Annotated in this window: 20 protein-coding genes and 1 other RNA gene; 6 read left to right on the top strand and 15 right to left on the bottom strand. The window is 42.0% G+C overall.

Translation table 11 applies throughout. The features are described from left to right. Window positions 1–41: 41 nt before the first annotated feature. The 7 genes from GT508_RS05515 to GT508_RS05545 all read right to left on the bottom strand — a co-directional run bounded on the left by GT508_RS05515 (window position 42) and on the right by GT508_RS05545 (window position 5,898). On the bottom strand, window positions 42–1,052 hold the full coding sequence (locus GT508_RS05515) for a GGGtGRT protein (protein ID WP_028087576.1): 1,011 nt from the start codon (window positions 1,050–1,052) through the stop codon (window positions 42–44). A 40-nt stretch (window positions 1,053–1,092) separates the two neighbouring features. Next, window positions 1,093–1,785, bottom strand: a complete 693-nt coding sequence (locus tag GT508_RS05520) for an iron-sulfur cluster assembly scaffold protein (protein WP_006426700.1) — start codon at window positions 1,783–1,785, stop codon at window positions 1,093–1,095. Between the two features lie 274 nt (window positions 1,786–2,059). Next, entirely contained in the window at window positions 2,060–2,602 is a 543-nt protein-coding gene (gene pgsA / locus GT508_RS05525; RefSeq protein WP_006426701.1) for a CDP-diacylglycerol--glycerol-3-phosphate 3-phosphatidyltransferase, read from the bottom strand. Further along, complete coding sequence (gene rimO, locus GT508_RS05530; RefSeq protein WP_117598533.1) at window positions 2,602–3,924, bottom strand: 30S ribosomal protein S12 methylthiotransferase RimO; 1,323 nt, start codon at window positions 3,922–3,924, stop codon at window positions 2,602–2,604. Before rimO ends, pgsA begins: the two co-directional genes overlap by 1 nt. A 182-nt stretch (window positions 3,925–4,106) precedes the next feature. Beyond that, window positions 4,107–4,355 carry a DNA-directed RNA polymerase subunit omega gene (gene rpoZ, locus GT508_RS05535; protein WP_117598532.1) on the bottom strand — a complete coding sequence of 83 codons (249 nt, stop codon included), beginning with the start codon at window positions 4,353–4,355 and terminating at the stop codon, window positions 4,107–4,109. Window positions 4,356–4,359: 4 nt separating this feature from the next. Beyond that, window positions 4,360–4,980, bottom strand: coding sequence for a guanylate kinase (gmk, locus tag GT508_RS05540; protein WP_028087581.1), 621 nt, complete (start codon window positions 4,978–4,980; stop codon window positions 4,360–4,362). Between the two features lie 36 nt (window positions 4,981–5,016). Beyond that, window positions 5,017–5,898, bottom strand: coding sequence for a YicC/YloC family endoribonuclease (locus GT508_RS05545; RefSeq protein WP_006426705.1), 882 nt, complete (start codon window positions 5,896–5,898; stop codon window positions 5,017–5,019). A gap of 126 nt (window positions 5,899–6,024) precedes the next feature. Between GT508_RS05545 and GT508_RS05550 the strand changes: the two genes are divergently transcribed. Next, on the top strand, window positions 6,025–7,764 hold the full coding sequence (locus tag GT508_RS05550) for an Rqc2 family fibronectin-binding protein (RefSeq protein ID WP_055284810.1): 1,740 nt from the start codon (window positions 6,025–6,027) through the stop codon (window positions 7,762–7,764). A gap of 31 nt (window positions 7,765–7,795) precedes the next feature. Here GT508_RS05550 and GT508_RS05555 read toward each other — a convergent pair whose 3' ends face one another. Together GT508_RS05555 and pheA are read right to left on the bottom strand one after the other, a co-directional pair. Next, window positions 7,796–9,085 carry an ATP-binding protein gene (locus GT508_RS05555; protein ID WP_161143734.1) on the bottom strand — a complete coding sequence of 430 codons (1,290 nt, stop codon included), beginning with the start codon at window positions 9,083–9,085 and terminating at the stop codon, window positions 7,796–7,798. A gap of 65 nt (window positions 9,086–9,150) precedes the next feature. Next, on the bottom strand, window positions 9,151–10,281 hold the full coding sequence (gene pheA / locus GT508_RS05560; protein ID WP_055284806.1) for a prephenate dehydratase: 1,131 nt from the start codon (window positions 10,279–10,281) through the stop codon (window positions 9,151–9,153). 205 nt (window positions 10,282–10,486) lie between these two features. Between pheA and GT508_RS05565 the strand changes: the two genes are divergently transcribed. From GT508_RS05565 to GT508_RS05575, 3 genes are read left to right on the top strand one after another with little or no spacing between them, the layout of a single operon-like run. Beyond that, window positions 10,487–11,023, top strand: coding sequence for a nitroreductase family protein (locus tag GT508_RS05565; protein ID WP_055284804.1), 537 nt, complete (start codon window positions 10,487–10,489; stop codon window positions 11,021–11,023). A 16-nt stretch (window positions 11,024–11,039) separates the two neighbouring features. Continuing rightward, window positions 11,040–11,957, top strand: coding sequence for an aspartate carbamoyltransferase (gene pyrB, locus GT508_RS05570; RefSeq protein ID WP_055284802.1), 918 nt, complete (start codon window positions 11,040–11,042; stop codon window positions 11,955–11,957). Window positions 11,958–11,970: 13 nt separating this feature from the next. Next, on the top strand, window positions 11,971–12,417 hold the full coding sequence (locus tag GT508_RS05575) for an aspartate carbamoyltransferase regulatory subunit (protein ID WP_028087588.1): 447 nt from the start codon (window positions 11,971–11,973) through the stop codon (window positions 12,415–12,417). A 49-nt stretch (window positions 12,418–12,466) separates the two neighbouring features. On the opposite strand, the gene rnpB is transcribed toward GT508_RS05575, so the two are convergent. The 5 genes from rnpB to spoIVA all read right to left on the bottom strand — a co-directional run bounded on the left by rnpB (window position 12,467) and on the right by spoIVA (window position 17,070). Beyond that, an RNA gene (gene rnpB, locus GT508_RS05580) (RNase P RNA component class A) lies at window positions 12,467–12,818 on the bottom strand. Window positions 12,819–12,894: 76 nt separating this feature from the next. Beyond that, the gene (locus tag GT508_RS05585; RefSeq protein WP_161143735.1) at window positions 12,895–13,596 is read right to left on the bottom strand and encodes an MBL fold metallo-hydrolase; all 702 of its coding nucleotides are present in this window, start codon (window positions 13,594–13,596) and stop codon (window positions 12,895–12,897) included. Between the two features lie 5 nt (window positions 13,597–13,601). Beyond that, entirely contained in the window at window positions 13,602–14,072 is a 471-nt protein-coding gene (locus GT508_RS05590) for a MogA/MoaB family molybdenum cofactor biosynthesis protein (RefSeq protein ID WP_055284798.1), read from the bottom strand. Between the two features lie 225 nt (window positions 14,073–14,297). Then, window positions 14,298–15,446 (bottom strand): iron-containing alcohol dehydrogenase, encoded by a 1,149-nt coding sequence (locus tag GT508_RS05595; RefSeq protein WP_055284796.1) that lies wholly within the window; start codon window positions 15,444–15,446, stop codon window positions 14,298–14,300. Between the two features lie 151 nt (window positions 15,447–15,597). Beyond that, the gene (gene spoIVA / locus GT508_RS05600) at window positions 15,598–17,070 is read right to left on the bottom strand and encodes a stage IV sporulation protein A (protein WP_028087592.1); all 1,473 of its coding nucleotides are present in this window, start codon (window positions 17,068–17,070) and stop codon (window positions 15,598–15,600) included. 186 nt (window positions 17,071–17,256) lie between these two features. On the opposite strand from spoIVA, the gene GT508_RS05605 reads away from it, so the two are divergent. Both GT508_RS05605 and aroD read left to right on the top strand, forming a co-directional pair. Beyond that, entirely contained in the window at window positions 17,257–18,144 is an 888-nt protein-coding gene (locus GT508_RS05605) for a shikimate dehydrogenase (protein WP_161143736.1), read from the top strand. 13 nt (window positions 18,145–18,157) lie between these two features. Further along, window positions 18,158–18,919, top strand: coding sequence for a type I 3-dehydroquinate dehydratase (gene aroD, locus GT508_RS05610; RefSeq protein ID WP_161143737.1), 762 nt, complete (start codon window positions 18,158–18,160; stop codon window positions 18,917–18,919). Window positions 18,920–18,989: 70 nt separating this feature from the next. Here the strand turns inward: aroD and GT508_RS05615 are convergent, their stop codons facing one another. Further along, window positions 18,990–20,423, bottom strand: a complete 1,434-nt coding sequence (locus GT508_RS05615; RefSeq protein WP_161143738.1) for a hypothetical protein — start codon at window positions 20,421–20,423, stop codon at window positions 18,990–18,992. Window positions 20,424–20,592: the final 169 nt, after the last annotated feature.

Here is a 20,592-nt window from a genome sequence, read left to right on the forward strand (position 1 = left end):
TCAAATCCGGCCTATACAAGCCAAACTAAATATTCAATTTCTTAGAACTTACCAGCCTTAGCTGCTTCCTCAACAGAAACGGCAACTGCAACAGTCATACCAACCATCGGGTTGTTTCCTGCTCCGATCAGTCCCATCATTTCTACGTGAGCAGGTACTGATGAAGATCCTGCGAACTGTGCATCTGAGTGCATACGTCCAAGAGTATCTGTCATACCGTAAGAAGCTGGACCTGCAGCCATGTTATCTGGGTGAAGTGTACGTCCTGTACCACCGCCTGATGCTACTGAGAAGTACTTCTTGCCCTGCTCGATACATTCTTTCTTATATGTACCTGCAACTGGATGCTGGAAACGTGTCGGGTTTGTAGAGTTACCTGTGATAGATACGTCTACGCCTTCTTTGTGCATGATTGCAACACCTTCACGTACGTCATTAGCACCGTAGCAGTTAACTTTAGAACGGAGTCCGTCAGAGTAAGAGATTCTCTGTACTTCTTTCAGTTCTCCTGTGTAGTAATCATATTCTGTCTGAACATATGTGAATCCGTTAATTCTTGAGATAATCTTTGCAGCATCTTTTCCAAGACCGTTCAGGATAACACGAAGAGGTTTCTTACGAACTTTGTTAGCCTTCTCTGCGATACCGATAGCACCCTCAGCAGCTGCGAATGATTCATGACCAGCCAGGAATGCGAAACACTCTGTATCTTCTTCCAGAAGCATCTTTCCTAAGTTACCATGTCCAAGACCTACTTTTCTCTGATCAGCAACTGATCCAGGAATACAGAAAGCCTGAAGTCCTTCTCCGATTGCTGCTGCAGCTTCTGCTGCTGTCTTACATCCTTTTTTGATTGCGATTGCTGCACCTACGATGTATGCCCAGCATGCATTTTCAAAACAGATTGGCTGAATACCTTTGATCTGATTGTATACATCAAGTCCGGCATCCTTTGTGATCTGCTGTGCTTCTTCGATAGAAGAAATACCATAACCAGCCAATACTTCATTGATTTTATCAATTCTTCTTTCATATGATTCAAATAAAGCCATTAATTTATCCTCCTGATTAAATTACCTTAAAATATTGAGATTACTCCTTACGTGGGTCGATGATCTTAACTGCATCTGCAACACGTCCGTACTGTCCTTTTGCTTTCTCCCAAGCTTCGTTTGGAGTGTCTCCAGCTTTTACGAAGTCTGTGAATTTTCCAAGGCTTACGAACTGATATCCGATGATCTCATCGTTCTCATCAAGAGCGATACCTGTTACATATCCTTCTGCCATTTCAAGGTAACGAGGACCTTTCGCTAATGTTCCGTACATTGTACCAACCTGTGAACGAAGTCCTTTTCCGAGGTCTTCCAGTCCGGCTCCGATAGCAAGTCCGTCTTCAGAGAATGCACTCTGAGTTCTTCCGTATACGATCTGCAGGAATAACTCACGCATTGCTGTATTGATAGCATCACAAACAAGGTCTGTGTTTAATGCCTCTAAAATAGTTTTTCCTGGAAGAATCTCAGAAGCCATAGCTGCTGAATGTGTCATTCCTGAACATCCGATAGTCTCAACGAGAGCCTCCTGGATGATACCGTCTTTAACATTCAGTGTTAATTTACAGGCACCCTGCTGAGGAGCACACCAGCCTACACCATGTGTAAAACCAGAGATATCTTTAATTTCCTTAGCCTGAACCCATTTTGCTTCTTCCGGAATCGGAGCTGGTCCGTGGTTTGCACCCTGAGCTACCGGACACATCATTTCTACTTCCTGTGAATAAATCATTTTAAAACTCCTTTCAACTATGTAAGTTTGCTTATCGTAAGGTTTGTTATCTCTTTAACATCCATACTTGTATTTATTTTCTCATATATTTCGACATTCGTCAATTGATTTTTCTCTACATTTTTGTATGGAATTTTTTCTTTTTTTGGCACAATTTGCAAAAGGTTCTTCTCGGGGAAATACTATTCCCGAAGAAGAACCTTCTCACATCTCTTTCGACCTGTTTTCTTTCAAAAGAATCCTTATCTGCCTTTTTTACAAATTTCTTCTGAGCCTACATACCGCCCTGTGTCAGTACCTGTACATTCTTTGCAATATAATCGATCAAAGATACGATTGTAAGTACCAGAGATACCCAGATCAGTACCTGTGCGATCATGTTAAATGCACCGCCAAGATCTGCGATCAGAAGGATCAGCATGAACATCTGGGATACCGTTTTGAATTTTCCCCAGTAGCTTGCAGCGATCACAATATCGTTGTCTGCTGCTACCAGACGGAAACCGCTGATGATAAACTCTCTTGCAATAATAACGATCACAAACCATGCCTGCAGTTTTCCAAGCGGGATCATGCAGATCATAGCCGAACATACAAGCAGTTTATCTGCCAACGGATCCATAAACTTTCCGAAATTGGTTACAAGATTTCTGGCTCTGGCGATCTTTCCATCCAGCATATCTGTGAGACTTGCCACACAGAAAATGATCAGTGCGATCCATTTGTTTGCAGCTCCGCCCACACCTGTCAGCATGAAAAACACAAAAAACGGAACCATGATTACTCTTAAAACAGTTAACTTATTTGGTAAATTCATTACATCAGCTCTCCTATCAAATCATATTCTGCTGCTCCGGTAACTTTCACTTTTGCGAAATCACCAGTCATCAGTTCTTCATCGGTATTTACAAAAATCAGTCCGTCTACATTCGGTGCATCGCGGTAAGTTCTTCCGACATATGCATTCTCATCGGCAACTTTTCCTTCGATCATAACCAGTACTTCTTTTCCGATCATATCTTCTGCCTGATCGAATACAATCTCCTGCTGCAGCTCCATAATATCTGCCTGACGGTCTTCTTTTACTTCTTCGTCGATCTGATCCGGCATGGTCGCCGCCGGAGTATCTTCTTCCGGCGAATAAGTAAATACGCCCAGTCTTTCAAATTCCATCTCATCTACGAATTCCATTACTTCTTCATGCTGCTCCTGTGTCTCCCCTGGGAAACCGGTGATCAACGTTGTACGAAGTGCGATGTCCGGAATCTCTTTTCTCAGTTTTGTGATCGTATCGATCAGCTGCTGCTTGGAAGTTCTTCTTCCCATTCTCTTTAAGATCGCATCGCTTGCATGCTGGATTGGGAGATCCAGATAATGGCAGATCTTCGGTTCTTCTTTCATTACCTGTATCAGATTGTCATCAATCTCTTCCGGATAACAGTACAGAAGGCGGATCCAGCGGATTCCTTTGATCTGACATAACTCTTTCAGAAGCTTATGCAGGGATTTTTCACCGTAAATATCCTGTCCATATACCGTTGTCTCCTGTGCAACCAGGATCAGTTCTTTTACGCCCTGGTCAGCCAGTTCCTGTGCTTCTTTGATCAGACGCTCCATCGGTACACTGCGGTAATTTCCACGGACTTTCGGGATAATACAGTATGTACAGTGTTTGTCACAGCCTTCTGCAATCTTCAGATATGCATAGTGACCTCCGGTCGTCACAAGTCTCTTTGTCTCCGGAAGCGGCAGCGCATCGATATCAGCAAGTTCTACTTCTGATTTACCTTCCAGTGCTTCTTCTACTGCTTCTACAATCTTATCATACGAAGTCGTCCCAAGCACTACATCAACTTCCGGGATCTCATCAATAATCTCCTGCTTATATCTCTGTGCCAGACATCCGGTTACAACCAATGCCTTTAATCTTCCTTCTTCTTTATATCTTGCCATATCCAGAATCGTCTGGATACTTTCTTCTTTTGCGTCATGAATAAAACAACAGGTATTAATCACCATAACATCTGCCTGTGTCTCATCATCAACAATCTGGTATCCTTTCGCATCCAGAAGTCCAAGCATGACCTCTGAATCTACCAGGTTCTTATCACAGCCAAGTGATACGAAAAATATATTCATTCGGTTCTCCTTTTTATTTATTTCTGATTTTTGCAGTATGCATTCTATTCGGCACACATCTTTGCTATCTTGCTATATCCAGTTCAAGAAAGGCAGACACCTTGCGGCATCTGCCTTTTGTATCTCAGTCAGCAATGTGTCTGAAAGAATCCGTCTACAACGGATCCTTAAGGTGTCAGATTTTATTCTTCTTCCTCTTCATCCTGTGCAATAATCGTCATCTTTCCCTGATTCATCTCATCGATTGCAATAGACAGCGGCTTTTCGCCCATCTTTGCATCAACAAGCGGCATAGATCCGTCAATAATCTCTCTTGCTCTCTTTGCTGTAGCCATAACGATAGAGTAACGGCTGTTAACTACTTTTGTTTCGCCCTCTTCTACGTCTTTATTTACCACTTTCATTAAGTCTGTGTAAGATGGATGTAACATACACTTATTCTCCTTTCAATTCTTCTTTCATATGCTCTATAAATTCAGCGTTACGGAAACTTCTTCTGTGCTCACCCTGGATGATCTGATGCATCTCTTCTACACATTCCTGCAGGTCATCATTTACGATCAGGTAGTCATACCGATCCATCTCCAGTGCTTCTTCTTTTGCACGCTTCATGCGGAATTCAATCACGTCCATTGTCTCCGTACCACGGCCTACCAGACGGTTCTTGAGTTCCTCTGCACTCGGCGGTGTCACGAACAGAAGCAGTGTGTCCGGGAACTTTTCTTTCACTTTCAATGCACCCTGGATTTCTATCTCAAGGATTACATCTTTCCCGGCATCTAGCTGCTCTTCTACATATGCACGTGGTGTTCCATAGTAATTATCCACGTACCTAGCATACTCTATCAGTTCTTCTTTCGCAATCATTTTTTCAAAATCTTCTACTGTTTTAAAAAAATACTCCCGTCCGTCTTTTTCTCCAGGACGTGGATTTCTGGTAGTTGCGGAAATGGATAATGCATAATTATCATACTGTTTTAACAGTTCTTTCATAATCGTTCCTTTACCGGAACCCGAAAAACCTGATACAACGATCAGAATCCCTTTTTCTCTCATTTGGATACCCTCTTTTAATCTTCTTAACAATCTGATTTATTCAATATTCTGTATCTGCTCTCTGACTTTCTCAATCTCTGTCTTAAGTTCGATTCCGATATTGGAAGTCTCCAGATCATTCGCCTTCGAAAGAATCGTATTCGCTTCACGGTTCATCTCCTGTGCAATGAAATCAAGCTTACGTCCGATTCCACTGTCATCAGACTGAAGGGTTGCCTTCATATGTTCCACATGACTTCTCAGACGTACCACTTCTTCATCGGTACAGATCTTGTCCGCAAAGATCACGATCTCTGATGCAATCCGTCCCTCATCGATCTGTGTGTCCTCCAGAAGTTCTTTTACTTTTCCTTCTAGCTTTTCTCTGTACTCCGCAATGATCTTCGGTGCACGTTCTTCAATCTGTCCGACCAGTTCAAGCATACCGTCCAGCTTCGCGATCAGATCCTTCTTCAGATTCTCTCCCTCTACGGTTCTAGTCTGTACGAACTGTGCGATCGCACCATCCAGTGCTTTCTTAAGTCCTTTCCACAGTTCTTCTTCATCATCCATCTTCTCTTCCATTGTGAGGACTTCCGGATAACGGGACAATGTGGATACACGGATGTCATTCTCCAGTGAGAATTTTTCTTCCATCATTTTAAACTTTTCCAGATATTCTGCTGCCAGTGTCTCATTGTATTTTAAAGAGACCTGACTCTCTGAAAAGTCTTCATATGTAATAAAGATGTCCACCTTTCCACGATGAACACTTTCCTTTAAAAGGCTTCGAATGGCACTTTCAAAAAAATTAAGCTTCTTCGGCATACGGATATTGGCATCCAGATAACGATGATTCACTCCCTTCATCTCAACCGTGAATTTACGTTCCTCATCAGCCGCTTCGCAGCGTCCGAATCCTGTCATACTCTTAATCATGATATGATCCTCTTCTTATTCATTATTTAAAATAAACCAGCATTTATTATAAGACATTTGGCAAAGTTCGTCAACTATGCTATACTAGACAAATATGAAATTCTGTAAGGAAAGGAAGGTCTTTTTATGGCTTTTGACGGAATCACAGTCGCAGCAGTCGTTCAGGAATTAGAACATACTCTGGTCGGCGGACGTATCTCCAAGATCGCCCAGCCAGAAAATGACGAACTGCTTTTAACAATAAAAGGAAATGAAGGACAAAAAAGGCTCTATATCTCTGCCAGTGCTTCTCTTCCACTTATCTATTTAACCAACGAGAACAAACCAAGTCCGATGACAGCTCCTGGATTCTGCATGCTTCTGCGCAAGCATATCGGAGGCGGACGGATTACCGCAGTCTCCCAGCCGTCACTCGAGCGTATCATCCACCTGGATATTGAGCATCTGGATGAGATGGGTGACTTGTGCAGGAAAAAACTGATCATCGAGATCATGGGAAAACACAGCAACATTATTTTCTGTGATCTGAACGGACGCATCATCGACAGTATCAAGCACGTCTCTGCACAGATGAGTTCGGTACGTGAAGTATTGCCGGGACGCGATTACTTTATTCCGGATACGATGTCGAAAAAGAATCCGATGACGGCTACGCAGGAAGAATTCATTTCGGCAATCCTTGCAAAACCGATGACGATATCCAAAGCAATCTATTCCAGCATGACAGGTATCAGCCCGGTCATTGCCGAAGAGATCTGTTATCTTGCAGGTGTGGACTCTTCCATGACGGCGCATGATCTTTCCGAAGATGTACTGACACATCTGTACCGTCAGTTTACCTATTATATGGAGGACGTAAGACAGGGAAATTTCCATCCTTCTATTTATTATAATGGAAATGCACCAAAGGAATTCAGTGCCCTTCCGGTCACACATTTTAACGAATATACAAAAAAAGAGTTCTTTTCCATCTCGGAAGTCCTCTATACGTATTATTCCACACGTAACACACTGACCAGAATCCATCAGAAAAGTGCAGATCTCCGGCATGTTGTCCAGACAGCACTGGAACGGAACCGCAAAAAATACGATCTTCAGTCCAAGCAGTTAAAGGGAACGGAAAAGCGTGACAAATATAAAGTTTACGGAGAACTGATCAATACTTACGGCTATAATCTGGAACCGGGATCAAAAGAACTGACTGCCCTGAATTATTATACCAACGAAGAGATTACTATCCCGCTTGATCCGACACAGACTCCGGGCGAGAATGCACAACGTTATTTTGCAAAATACAACAAACAGAAGCGTACATTTGAAGCATTGACGAAGCTGATCCAGGAAACTGCCGATGATATCCAGTATCTGGAATCTATCAGCAACGCACTTGACATTGCTCTGAACGAAGCGGATCTTGCTCAGATCAAAGAGGAACTGATGCAGAGCGGCTATATCCGCAGAAAACATACGAAGAAAAAAGTTAAACTGACCAGCAAACCAATGCATTACATTTCCAGTGATGGTTATGATATGTACGTTGGAAAGAACAACCTGCAAAATGAAGAACTTACTTTTTCTTTTGCCAATGGCAATGACTGGTGGTTCCATGCAAAAGGTGCTCCGGGATCTCACGTTATCGTCAAAAGCGGCGGGGATGAACTTCCGGACCGTACCTTTGAAGAAGCAGGTCGTCTGGCCGCTTACTACTCTAAAAACCGTGGAGCAGACAAAGTGGAGATCGACTATATCCAGAAAAAACATGTCAAGAAACCGAACGGGGCAAAGCCGGGATTCGTTGTTTACTATACAAACTATTCTCTGGTCATTGACTCCGATATTTCAAATATAAAAAATGTGCAGGATTAATTTCTGCACATTTTTTACAATACATTACATTTTATCTGGTTCCGGCCAGATAATCGATAAACTGCTGGGCAGTTCTTCCGGATAATCCACCGTGACTTAATTCCCATTTATTTGCTTCCAGGAATAATTCATCGTCTGACATGTCAATTCCGTTTTTCTTTGCCAGTTCACGCACAATCTCCTGGAACTGTTTCTTATCCGGCTTTCCAAAGTATATAGTAACACCGAATCTTGCCACCAGAGACAGTTTTTCCTGAACGGTATCATTTGTATGAAGTTCTTCATCTCTGTCTTCTTTATCTTTGAATGTCTCGCGGATCAGATGTCTTCTGTTTGAAGTTGCATAGATCAATACATTATCAGGCTTCTTTTCAAGTCCGCCTTCGATCACAGCTTTCAGATATTTATATTCAATCTCGAATTCTTCAAAAGAAAGATCATCCATGTAAATGATAAATTTGTAATTGCGATTCTTAATCTGTGCGATCACATCATTCAGATCCTGGAACTGATGTTTGTATACTTCGATCATACGCAGTCCCAGGTCATAGTACTGGTTCAGGATTGCTTTGATAGAAGAAGATTTTCCTGTTCCCGCATCACCGAACAGCAGACAGTTATTTGCTTTCTTTCCCTCAACAAATGCTTTTGTATTATCGATCAGTTTTTTCTTGGCAATCTCGTATCCTACCAGATCATCCAGATGTACGTGCGCAATCTTTGTGATCGGTTCGATCAATGCACCCTCTTCTGTGTGCGCAATACGAAATGCTTTGTGAAGTCCAAGTTTTCCGACACCGAATTCCTTGTAAAACTGTGTTATAACAGCTTTAAATTCTTCTGCCGTCTCTGCTTTTGCAAGTGATTTGCTCAGATCGCAGATACGATCCCGGATTCTTTGGTTGAACACACTTCCGTGTCCGCTTGTTCCCACATAATCATGCAGCATGGAAATACAGTCAACGCCCATCACACTTTCCATATCCGCGAAGTCATAATCAAATAATTCTTTGAATATTTCGAAATCGTGCAGTGCAACCTGATTGATGCTTCCATCTACCGATCCGACAATTTCGCAGGATGTACTGTAAGCATTCTCATGGCTTGCCATCAGGTAAGTCAGATAATTATGCCAGAGATCACCCTCGAATCCATGGCTGACTGCCATCTCCAGGATCTCGTTGACTGCATCATATAACAGTCCTTTCATATCTTCCATATTATAATAGTCATTCTGATAATTCTCGATCAAGAATGTGATATCCTGCAGAATCTGTCCGTTCTCCATATGTTTATATAACATCAGTTCATTTGTTCTCATCGTCTTTCCTCCAATATATATCCATTCTGCCTCTGCCTGATGACTTTGACGTTGTGTTTTTTCTTTTAATAATTTCCAAGAATTCTCAAGTTTCTGCTTTCCTCGCGCAAACCACGAATTGCATTCTTTACTGCCGGATCTGCAAGATTTCCCTCAAAATCAATGAAGAAGCGGTATTCCCAGCTTTTTCCTTCCATTGGTCTTGATTCAATCTTAGTCATATTCAGATCATTGTATGCAAAATGCGACAGCAGATGATAAAGAGAACTGCTTTCATGTGGAAGTTCCAGGCAGATACTGATCTTTGTTGCATCCTTCAGGAATACTTTCTGATTGGTGATCACGATAAATCTGGTAGAATTGTTCTTTTCATCATTGATATTATCTGCAAGCACAGACAGACCATACACAGATGCCGCATATGCACTGCACACTGCCGCATGACGCTTATCTTGATCTTCCAGGATCTTCTTTGCCGCCAGTGCGGTATTTGCCACACTGATCTGCTGCCAGTCACCATGATCTCCCAGAAAATGTGATGCCTGCATCAATGCTTCTGCCTTGGAATATACTCGTTCAATCTCTGAAATGTCTGTCCCCGGTAATCCGGACAGCGTATTTTTAATCGGAATGATCGTCTCTCCGACAATATAATTTTCAAATTCTACCAGCAGATCATAAATCTCATTGACTGCACCTGCTGTCGAATTTTCAATCGGAAGCACCGCATAGTCGGCTGCACCTTCTTCGATTGCTTCCATTGCTTCCCGGAACGTATGCACATGATAATTATTACAGTCTTTTCCGAAATAATGCTCCATAGCAGCCTGACTGTAAGCACCTTCCGTCCCCTGAAAGACAACTCTGGCTGTATCTTTATCCAGAAGATCAATTCCTATAAACGGCAGTCGTCCAAGTGCTCCAGCCTCAACCAGCTGCTTATACTGCAGCTTTCTGCTGATTGCAAGAAGCTGCTCATACACTTCCCCGATGCCCTTTTTATTAATATCGGATGATACCTTGTTCATCACGTCTGTTATAGTATTTTTTTCACGCTGACGGTCAAACGTCTTATAGCCATTTTCAATCTTACAGATTCCGATCTCTTCACAGAGTTTCATCCGCTCTTCGTAAAGTTCTACGATCTTGTCATCTACACTGCCAAGCTGTGCCCTAAGCTCTTCCAATGATGCCATATACTCTCTCCTTTATGTATATTATGCAGAAAATCTGCAAATCTATTAAATTATAATACATTCTTTCCATAAAATCTACCCATCCGTATCATAGCATTTCAAAAAATTACATAGATTAAATTTCTTTAAAAATTATTTCAAGACATTGAAAATCCATGTTAAATATTATATGATGTATGAAAGATTTGAAAACGGAGGTGAAACCATGAATACAATTGAATGTATGAAAACAAGACGCAGTATTCGCAAATTCAAACCTGATTCTGTAAATCATGCCACATTAGAATCTGTGATCGAGGCGGCATCTTATTCTCCATCTTGGAAAAACACCCAGATCACACGTTATACAGCAATTGAAGATTCTTCTGTTCTTGATAAAATCGTTACCGATTATACCCCAGATTTCAATGCAAAAATTATAAAGCAGGCACCGATGCTGATAGCAGTTACTTTCAAAAAAGGCCGTTGCGGCTTTGAACGTGACGGTTCTTACAGTACCAAAAAAGAAGACCGCTGGCAGATGTTCGATGTAGGCGCCGCCTGCCAGACATTTTGTCTCGCCGCACATGATGCCGGTCTCGGAACTGTTATTATGGGAATCTGGGATGAAGACGGTATCACAGATCTGCTGCAGATTCCGGAAGACCAGGAACTTGCCGCTCTCATCGCGATCGGACATCCGGATATCGATCCGGACACACCTAAGAGAAAATCCGTAAGTGATTTATTAACTTATTTATAAAACAGGAGGTTTTTACATGAAACACTTATTAAGTCCACTAGATTTTTCCGTGGAAGAACTAGACAACCTGATGGATATTGCGAAAGACATTGAAGCCAATCCCGAAAAATATGCACATGCATGCGAGGGCAAAAAACTTGCCACTCTTTTCTACGAACCAAGTACACGTACCAGATTAAGCCACGAAGCAGCCATGATCAATCTTGGCGGCAGCGTTCTTGGTTTCTCATCTGCCGATTCAAGTTCTGCTTCCAAGGGGGAAAGTGTAGCAGATACAATCCGTGTAATTTCCTGCTTCGCAGACATCTGTGCAATGCGCCATCCAAAAGAAGGGGCTGCTATGGTTGCAAGCCAGCACGCCACGATTCCGGTAATCAATGCCGGTGACGGCGGACATCAGCATCCGACACAGACTCTTACTGATATGCTCACGATCCGTTCTTTAAAAGGCCGTCTTGACAATATGACGATCGGATTATGCGGGGATCTGAAATTCGGCCGTACCGTACACTCTCTGATTCATGCGCTGGTACGTTATCCGGGTATTCGTTTTGTTCTGATCTCACCAGAAGAATTAAAACTTCCAAGCTATATCAAGAATGATGTATTAGATCGTCAGAACATTCCTTACGAAGAGGTTGTACGGCTGGAAGATGCCCTTCCTGATCTGGACATTCTTTACATGACCCGTGTTCAGAAAGAACGTTTCTTTAACGAAGAAGATTATGTACGCATGAAAGACTTCTACATCCTGGATAACAAAAAGATGGAACTGGCAAAAGAAGATATGTATATTCTCCATCCGCTTCCAAGAGTAAATGAAATTGCCACAGAGGTAGATAATGATCCGAGAGCTGCTTACTTCAAGCAGGTACAATATGGTGTTTACATCCGTATGGCACTGATACTTACACTTTTGGGAATTGAAGTTTAGGAGGATAATAACAATGGTAAAAAATACATTAACTGTTGGTCGTATCGAAGAAGGATTTGTTCTGGATCATATTCAGGCAGGGCGAAGCATGGATATCTATAAATATCTGCATCTGGACAAACTGGACTGCTGTGTTGCGATCATTAAAAATGCAAAAAGTAATAAAATGGGAAAGAAAGATATCATGAAGATTGAATGCCCTATCGACTTTATGGATCTGGACATTCTCGGTTTTATTGATCATAACATCACCGTAAATATTATTAAAAATTCCGCGATTGTAGATAAGAAAGCGCTTCATCTGCCTCACGAGATCCGCAATGTGATCCACTGCAAAAACCCGCGCTGCATCACCTCGATCGAACAGGGACTGGATCATATATTTGTACTTACCGATCCTGAAAAGGAAGTCTACCGCTGTAAATACTGTGAAGAAAAATACGACGGAAGACGTAAATAATTTCTTTAGGACAAAAAAGAGAACCTGTCAGCTGACAAGTTCTCTTTTTTATACAAGCAAGACGATAAGCCGGGTTATGTCATTGGATGATCATCTATCTAGACCCGTCGTTGCCAGCGGGTTCAAGCGACCTACCTAAGACGTGACGGGCCGCCACATCGTCTTTATCCGGTCTTGCTTCGGATGGGGTTTACATATGCCCCTGCTGTTACCAGCAAGGCGGTAGTCTCTTACACTGCCCTTCCAACCTTACCAGGATCAGATCCTGGCGGTACATTTCTGTTGCACTATCCTTGGAGTCACCTCCACCGGACGTTATCCGGCATCCTGCCCTGTGAAGCCCGGACTTTCCTCACCTGCTGCCTTTCGGCAATTACAGCTGCGATCATCTGTCTTACTTGCATTTTTTCAAAAGCGTTTATTATTATAACACTATTTTATTAAAATAACAAATCTTTTTTATTCTGATTCTTTGCATTACACATTCACTTCAAATACCTGCCCCGGTTCTTTTACCTCTATTACACGGTCTTTGTATGGCTCTGCCTCAGGGTTCTCCATCAGACGGTCATAAACTTCGTAATCTCCCCACATATGCATCGGAAACACATATTTTGTATGGGTATGTTTCATAAAATAATCCATTCCCCACGCATACTGATTTTCCTGTCTGGGATCCAGCGGAACAAACGCTATATCAATTACAATATCTTTCAGCTTGTCAATCTCCCTCTGATAATCCTGACGCATCTGTTCATTATAGCTTTCTGTTTCTTCTTCCCAGTGCCACCAGTTCAGATCCCCCGCATGATAGATTACTTTGTCTTCCATATACACAATAAATGCAACCCCCTCATCGGTAGACTGAAGTGTCTGTACCTTTATACCATCAAAATCATATTTCTTATTTGCAGTTACATATACAGTCCGCTCTGACTGTTCCTCTGACTGTTCTTTTCCTACAATATCTGCTGAAAGGATGTACCGAACATCTGGATATTGCTCACTCCACCCGAAGATTTTTTTATTAAAATGATCATAATGCGAGTGACTGGCAAATACATAAATCTTTTTCTGCTGATCAAATTCCGGAAGGCTGCCCCTGTACCAGTCAAAAATCAGCACATATTCTTTATATTCTGCTGCAAACCCACTATGTTCCAGGTATGTAACCTTCATATCTCCTATACTTCTCCTTTGATGACCTTAACAGCATGTACAAGCTCCGGAAGTAAGTATCTTAAACTCTCCTTCACTGCCTGTGCTTTTCCCGGAAGATTAACAATCAGAGTCTCTCCACAGATTCCTGCCGCACTTCTATTCAGCATACTGCGTCTGGTGAGCTTCATTGTATGTGCCCGCATTGCTTCCGGGATTCCCGGAACCGGTCTTTCTACAATATCCATCGTTGCTTCCGGTGTACAATCGTCCGGATTGCACCCTGCTCCACCTGTGGTAAGGATCAGGTCTGCTGCTTTTCCATCTGCCAAACGTTTCATAATTGCGGACAATACTTCTCTGTCCAGCGGCAGTGCTCTCATAAATACAACTTCCAGTCCGGCTTCTTCCGCTACAAGCTTTACTGCCTCTCCGCTTTCATTCGCTTTTGTCCCTTTGTATATATCTGTATTTGCTGTAATAATTGCTACTTTCATATTGTACCTCCAACATTTATCTGTGATAGTCATATACTTCTATATTTTAACTCTTTTGTCATGATAATGCAATCTTATAAGCTTTATTTCCGACACTTACGGATGCCAAAAAACTTATTCCACGGCTTTCCGCATGTTCCCACAAAAAAAGATTCACATTTTCCATTTTCTAAAATATTGGTCAAAATGTGAATCTTTTTCTATTATCTTTTTTCGCTATTTTATTTACAGTGCTTTGCGGTACAACATCTCCACATCCTTTAATGTTGTCTGTCTTGGATTAGCCGCAATATTTCCACTCTTCATCGCATCTACAGCCATCTGCGGAATCTTGTCTTCTGTTACACCGACCTCAGAAAGAGTCTTTGGAATACCAAGAGATGCATTTAATTTCTTGATCTCTGCCACCAGCATCTCTGGTTTGAAATCTTTTACCGGCTCTTTATCTTCACTGATATAATTGTAGATTTTTTCATAGCGTCCGTGATCTGCCAGCGCATTATACTCTACGATCACAGGAAGCAGAATAGAGTTCGCCACTCCATGCTGTACACCAAAGAATGCGCTGACCGGATGTGACATAGCATGTACATCTCCCAGTCTTGCCCATGCAAATGCAATTCCGGCAAACATACTTCCTGACATCATTGCACATGCAGCTTCCTCGTCCTTTCTGTTTGCCACAAATCTACGGATATTACCACCGATCAGTTCCATTGCTTTTTCTGCCATTGCATCAGAAAACGGTGAAGCGCCAAGTGATGTATATGCTTCCCATGCATGGATCAGTGCATCAATTCCACAAGAAGCCGCAACCATCGGTGGTACAGACATGATCATCTCCGGATCTAACAGTGCATATTTTGGAAGTAATTCGTAACTGAATACTGTCAGTTTATAATTTCTGGAGGTATCTGTAATAACGGAGAACGCCGTCACTTCACTTCCCGTACCGGCTGTTGTCGGAATTGCAATGATTGGTTCGATCGGTCCCGGAACAAGATGTGCACCTTCATACTCTGTAATGGATCCGCCGTATCTTGCCAGAACACCTACCGCCTTGGCAACATCCATCGGGCTTCCGCCTCCAAGTGCTACGATACTTGTCGCTCCTGATTCCTTATATACCTTTGTCGCCGCATTTACCATATCCACTGTAGGGTTTGGAAGAATATCAAGAAAACTTACTGTTTCTATACCTTCTGTCTCCACAATATCCAGCACTTTCTGTACGACTCCTAATTTCTCCAGTCCTCTGTCTGATACTACCATCATCTTTTTAGAACCGCTTTTTTCAAGAAGCTCCGGCAGTCTTTTTAAAGAACCTACACCAAATACAATATCCTGCGGTACTTTGAACGTGTAATCTTTCATTTTTATCATCCTCCAGATTCTTATTATCTATTATGGTAAAAAAAGAGACCACACCCTGACGAGTATGGCCCCTTTACCAATTTCTAATTCATATTATAGACACGGTCATTCACAGATTTCAAGTATTTTTTCATATTTATTTACTTTTTTTCTAAATGATAATGCATACCATGCCTCCATTACTGTCATTTACGATTTTCTGCATACTATCCTGAAGTTTTTCCTGGCTTTCTTCATTGATGACCGCCATCTTATTTTTCAGGCCGTCCATAACCAGTTCTTCCACTGTTTTTCCGAATATACTGGTTTTCCAGATACCTCCTTCCATTTTTTCTTCATTTTTAATATACTGGATCAAATCTTCCGCCTGCTGCTCATTTCCAACAATCGGGGCTATCTCCGTCTCTATATTTGCACGGATCAAATGAATGGAAGGCGCCTGCGAATGAATTTTCACCCCATATTTATTTCCCTGTCTGATGATCTCCGGTTCATCCAGAATAATCTCTTCTTTTGTCGGACTGACTACTCCATACCCTTTCATCCGGACTGCTGTAAATGCATCTTCTACATTTTCATATTCATTCTTTAACATTGAAAGCTTCTTCATCGTCTTTATCAGGTCATACTGACCTGAAATTGTAGTTCCCGTCATCTCACTCAACATTTCATAATAATACTTTTCATACATATGGATCCGAATGATAACACAGCCTGTATCCATCTGTATCTGTTCTACATACCAGTCTTTTATGTAAGAACTGTCCGGTCTTCCGGTCAAAGATACCGCATCCTTAATTTCTTCAAGATTTCCAAGAATTTCTTGTATATGTTCCAGCAGATCCTGTTTGATCTTATGCGTAACCGGAAGCATTTCCACCCATTTCGGTATATAAAACTGTACCTCCGATACCGGAAATTCATACAAAACGGCCTCCAAAATCTGGTAAATATCTTCTTCTTTTATCTGTTCACAATTTACAGTCATCGCTCTGATCTGATAGGTATCTTCCAGCTTTTTGACCTTTTCTTTAGCTTCCTGTCCATGCGGTTTTTTTGAATTTACCAATACCACGAACGGTTTCCGGATCGACTGAAGTTCCCTTATCGTACGTGCCTCCGCATCTTCATAATTATCTGACGGGATATCTGTGATCGTTCCGTCTGTTGTGACCACGATTCCTATCGTTGCATGCTCACGTATCACTTTCTGGGTACCTGTCACTGCCGCTTTGGTAAATGGTATTTCTTCCTGGTACCACGGAGTTTTTACCATACGTTCATGCCCGGCCTCCTCGTATCCCGAAGCACCCTTTACCAAATATCCGACGCAGTCTATCAGACGGACCTTCACTTCAACGTCCCGGTTCAGATGTATTACTGCTGCATCTTTCGGTACAAATTTTGGTTCTGTTGTCATAATCGTTTTGCCTGCGGCAGACTGCGGAAGTTCGTCTCTTGTCTGCTCTTTCATATGTTCATCTTCCATTCTCGGCAATACCATTACATCCATAAAACGCTTAATAAATGTCGATTTTCCCGTTCTTACCGGTCCTACAACACCGATATAGATTTCTCCGTGCGTTCTTGCTTTTATATCTTTATATAACTGTTCTGTGTCCACTTTCCCTGCTCCTTCCTGCTGTGCTGTTAAAGTATATGCACTTCTTCGCTCTTTATAGAACTTGTACTACAGATCAATAGTCATTTTCTATCATTTCCGTATCTGTTTAGCATTTGATTATGCATCTGCAATTTGTTAAAATATAAGCAAAGACTAAGTTTTATTACAAAAAGGAGATTTCTTATTATGGAAAGACATCAGATTACCGGACACACCGAATTAATCGGTCTTCTGGCTTATCCTATCCGTCACTCACAGTCACCGGCAACACATAATGCAGCTTACGAAAAGTTGGGTGTTGATATCGTAAATCTGGCATTTGAAGTAGATGCACCTGAACTTGAAGACGCGATCAAAGGCTTACGTGCACTGAAACTCCGTGGTGCCAATGTTTCAATGCCAAATAAAACAATCGTACATCAGTATCTGGATGAAATCTCTCCAGCTGCCAGACTCTGCGGCGCAGTAAATACCATCGTTAACAAAGATGGCTACCTGGTCGGACACATCACAGACGGTATCGGTTATATACAGTCTTTAAAAGACAATGATATTGATCCTGCCGGAAAGAAACTGACAATTGTAGGTTCCGGTGGAGCTGCTACTGCTGTTGAAATTCAGGCTGCACTGGATGGTGTTGCTGAGATGTCTATTTTCGCAAGAGACGACAAATTCAAACAGAATGCACTGGATACGGTAAAAAAAATCAACGAAAATACCAATTGTAAAGCAACATTCTATCCACTGGAAGATCTGGACAAATTAAAAGAAGAGATGCATTCATCTTATCTTTTCACAAATGCCACAGGTGTTGGAATGAAACCGCTCGAAGGAATTACCTATATTCCTGATCCTTCTTTCTTCCGCCCTGATCTTATCGTAACGGATGTTGTCTACGCACCACACGAAACAGCAATGCTCAAAATGGCACGACATGCAGGATGTAAAACAATGAATGGTCAGGGCATGATGCTCTTCCAGGCAATTGCCGCTATCGAACTGATTCTCGGCAAACGTGTGGACAGCGAATATATGAAAGAAAAACTGGGAATTTCCTACGTTTATGAAGATTAAGGAGAAGTTTTCTATGAACACTGTAAAAGTAAGAAATCTGGAACTTGGAAACGGAATTCCGGCAATCTGCATTCCTAATGTCGGTAAGACAAAAGAGGACATCCTTTCCCTTACCCGTACATATCTTGATATGCATATGGATCTGATGGAATGGCGTATGGACTGGTATGAAGATGTCGAAGATATTGCAAAAGTCACAGAACTCGTAAAAGAACTTCGTAATGTAATGGGTGATACTCCTCTTCTCTGTACATTCCGTACAGACAAAGAGGGCGGCGTACATCCAATGTCCACAGAAAAATACGCCAAGCTCAACAAAGCCGTTGCCGCCACCGGCAATGCGGATATCATTGACGTAGAGATCTTTACGGGTGATGATATTGTAAGGGAAATGATCGATGCGATTCATGCTTCCGGCACAAAAGTCATTGCCTCTAACCATGATTTTGACAAAACGCCTGCCAAATCTGATCTTCTATACCGTCTTCGCAAAATGCAGGATATGGGAGCCGATATCCCTAAGATGGCTGTTATGCCGCAGACGAAAAAAGATGTCCTGACTCTTCTTTCCGCAACTGAAGAGATGGCATCCGACTATGCCGACAGACCGATCATCACGATGTCCATGGCGGGGCTTGGAAGTATCAGCCGTATTGCCTGTGAGATATTTGGATCCTGTCTGACATTTGGTTCCGGCGCACAGGCTTCTGCACCCGGACAGATTGGAGCAGAAGCATTACATCAGGCACTTCAGATTGTGCACGATGCACTGTAAAAAAATTCAAGCAGAGAGAGGGCCCATGGATATTCCCACAGGCCCTCATTTTATGTTTATTTTATTATTTTTATTCCTGTTTTTTCTGGGCAAGAAGCCTCTGCACTTCTTCGTTTCTTTTCGCTTCTACCTGATCCAGTTCTTCCGTTGTAAGCGCTCCCAGTTTTTTCTTCTGGAAATCCATATTTGAAAGTAACAGGTTCATTACAAAACCGACAAGCAATGCCCATCCGGATCCTTTGAATGCCAATACCGCTGCCATAACACCTGCAATACTCTTATCTGTGTTAGACTGACAGTATTCCATACCTATTCTGGCACAGACATAAGCCTGGAACAATAATGTGATTGCCGATCCGACTCCCATGATTGGTTTCATGAAAGATACGATCGGTACCAGAATAACACTGATAAATGTCGCCATACGGAAAGAACTCATTCCACCGATCAATGATTTCATTGCTTTCTTTCCTTCTTTATAGCGCATTGCTACCGATACGGTCATTCCAACCCAAAGCGGTCCTGCCAGTGGTGGGAATGGTGCGAAAATCGCAAGGATCAGGTTTCTCAGTCCACTGATCAGATTTGATCTGCTCGAGTTAAAGTCAATATATTCATCGCTTCTGCTCTCCTGTGCTTCCTCTACCAGAGTCTTTGATGTAACAAAATCTCCAAATGCCAGTACATAGCAGATCAAGGCCAGAGGTATGGCACTGATGAACTTTGAAAGCGGAGGGAAACCTACCGCAAAGATACTGACTGTATGGAATATATTACTGAAATCAGGAATTCTGATGACTGTTCCAAGTTCTAATACAGGTTTTGATAACTCTCCAAGAGCAACCCCTGCTACCATAGCAATCAGATACGGGAACAAATTGCCGTATTTTGCCATGATATCTAATATTTTATATTTACTTCTGTTCTTTTCGCAGAATGGTGAAAAGCTTAAAAATGCGAGCAATAATGTACCGGCGAGTGTTGCTACCGGTGCAGTCATAAGCTGGCTTCCATCCGATAATTGTCCCTGCAATACCGTAATCGGTGCAGCGATCAAGATACCACCTTTAATTGAATTTGGCACACCATTTACAAATTTGTCTGCCAGTTTCGTAATTCCCATAAATATAAATACAAATGCGACCAGAAGCTGCAACGCGATCATTGCCTGTATTCTGTCTGGTCCCTTTTCGAACCCATTTAAATACGCCAGGGTAAATGGCAGTGTCGGAGTAATCCATCCCGGAACTACCGGATCCCCTAACCATCCATGAAGCATATACATAAATACTTCAATGATGACACAGCTCCATGCAAGTTCATATGGAAGTCCAAGATTATCTGTCAGATACGGAATAGAACTTAAAGCTGTTGCGCCAAGGATCAGACCCTGAAAAAATTCCACATATTCTACTCTGTAATGGATTCCCGGAATTCTCCATTGAAATGGACCAAGAGGAATAAAGGGAAGTTCATTGGCTCTTTTTGCTCTTTTCGGACTCATCTTTGAGTGTCCTCCTTCGTCTTATGATTTTTTCATACAAATATTCTTCGTATGCTTCAGCATCAGCTAGCTATTATGATATAACACCGGTCATTCCATAGATGTTTTCTATAGAATGGCATGTATTATCCTCTAATTTTTTAGTATTTTCTATGAATGTCTTTTTTTT

The organism is Dorea sp. BIOML-A1 (assembly GCF_009875615.1).
In the GTDB taxonomy this organism is placed as follows: Bacteria; Bacillota; Clostridia; order Lachnospirales; family Lachnospiraceae; genus Dorea_A; species Dorea_A amylophila.

Coding starts and splice junctions, on each gene's coding strand:
- GT508_RS05515 (WP_028087576.1), bottom strand. CDS start 1,052: ATGGCTTTATTTGAATCATATGAAAGAAGAATTGATAAAATCAATGAA.
- GT508_RS05520 (WP_006426700.1), bottom strand. CDS start 1,785: ATGATTTATTCACAGGAAGTAGAAATGATGTGTCCGGTAGCTCAGGGT.
- pgsA (WP_006426701.1), bottom strand. CDS start 2,602: ATGAATTTACCAAATAAGTTAACTGTTTTAAGAGTAATCATGGTTCCG.
- rimO (WP_117598533.1), bottom strand. CDS start 3,924: ATGAATATATTTTTCGTATCACTTGGCTGTGATAAGAACCTGGTAGAT.
- rpoZ (WP_117598532.1), bottom strand. CDS start 4,355: ATGTTACATCCATCTTACACAGACTTAATGAAAGTGGTAAATAAAGAC.
- gmk (WP_028087581.1), bottom strand. CDS start 4,980: ATGAGAGAAAAAGGGATTCTGATCGTTGTATCAGGTTTTTCGGGTTCC.
- GT508_RS05545 (WP_006426705.1), bottom strand. CDS start 5,898: ATGATTAAGAGTATGACAGGATTCGGACGCTGCGAAGCGGCTGATGAG.
- GT508_RS05550 (WP_055284810.1), top strand. CDS start 6,025: ATGGCTTTTGACGGAATCACAGTCGCAGCAGTCGTTCAGGAATTAGAA.
- GT508_RS05555 (WP_161143734.1), bottom strand. CDS start 9,085: ATGAGAACAAATGAACTGATGTTATATAAACATATGGAGAACGGACAG.
- pheA (WP_055284806.1), bottom strand. CDS start 10,281: ATGGCATCATTGGAAGAGCTTAGGGCACAGCTTGGCAGTGTAGATGAC.
- GT508_RS05565 (WP_055284804.1), top strand. CDS start 10,487: ATGAATACAATTGAATGTATGAAAACAAGACGCAGTATTCGCAAATTC.
- pyrB (WP_055284802.1), top strand. CDS start 11,040: ATGAAACACTTATTAAGTCCACTAGATTTTTCCGTGGAAGAACTAGAC.
- GT508_RS05575 (WP_028087588.1), top strand. CDS start 11,971: ATGGTAAAAAATACATTAACTGTTGGTCGTATCGAAGAAGGATTTGTT.
- GT508_RS05585 (WP_161143735.1), bottom strand. CDS start 13,596: ATGAAGGTTACATACCTGGAACATAGTGGGTTTGCAGCAGAATATAAA.
- GT508_RS05590 (WP_055284798.1), bottom strand. CDS start 14,072: ATGAAAGTAGCAATTATTACAGCAAATACAGATATATACAAAGGGACA.
- GT508_RS05595 (WP_055284796.1), bottom strand. CDS start 15,446: ATGAAAGATTACACGTTCAAAGTACCGCAGGATATTGTATTTGGTGTA.
- GT508_RS05605 (WP_161143736.1), top strand. CDS start 17,257: ATGGAAAGACATCAGATTACCGGACACACCGAATTAATCGGTCTTCTG.
- aroD (WP_161143737.1), top strand. CDS start 18,158: ATGAACACTGTAAAAGTAAGAAATCTGGAACTTGGAAACGGAATTCCG.
- GT508_RS05615 (WP_161143738.1), bottom strand. CDS start 20,423: ATGAGTCCGAAAAGAGCAAAAAGAGCCAATGAACTTCCCTTTATTCCT.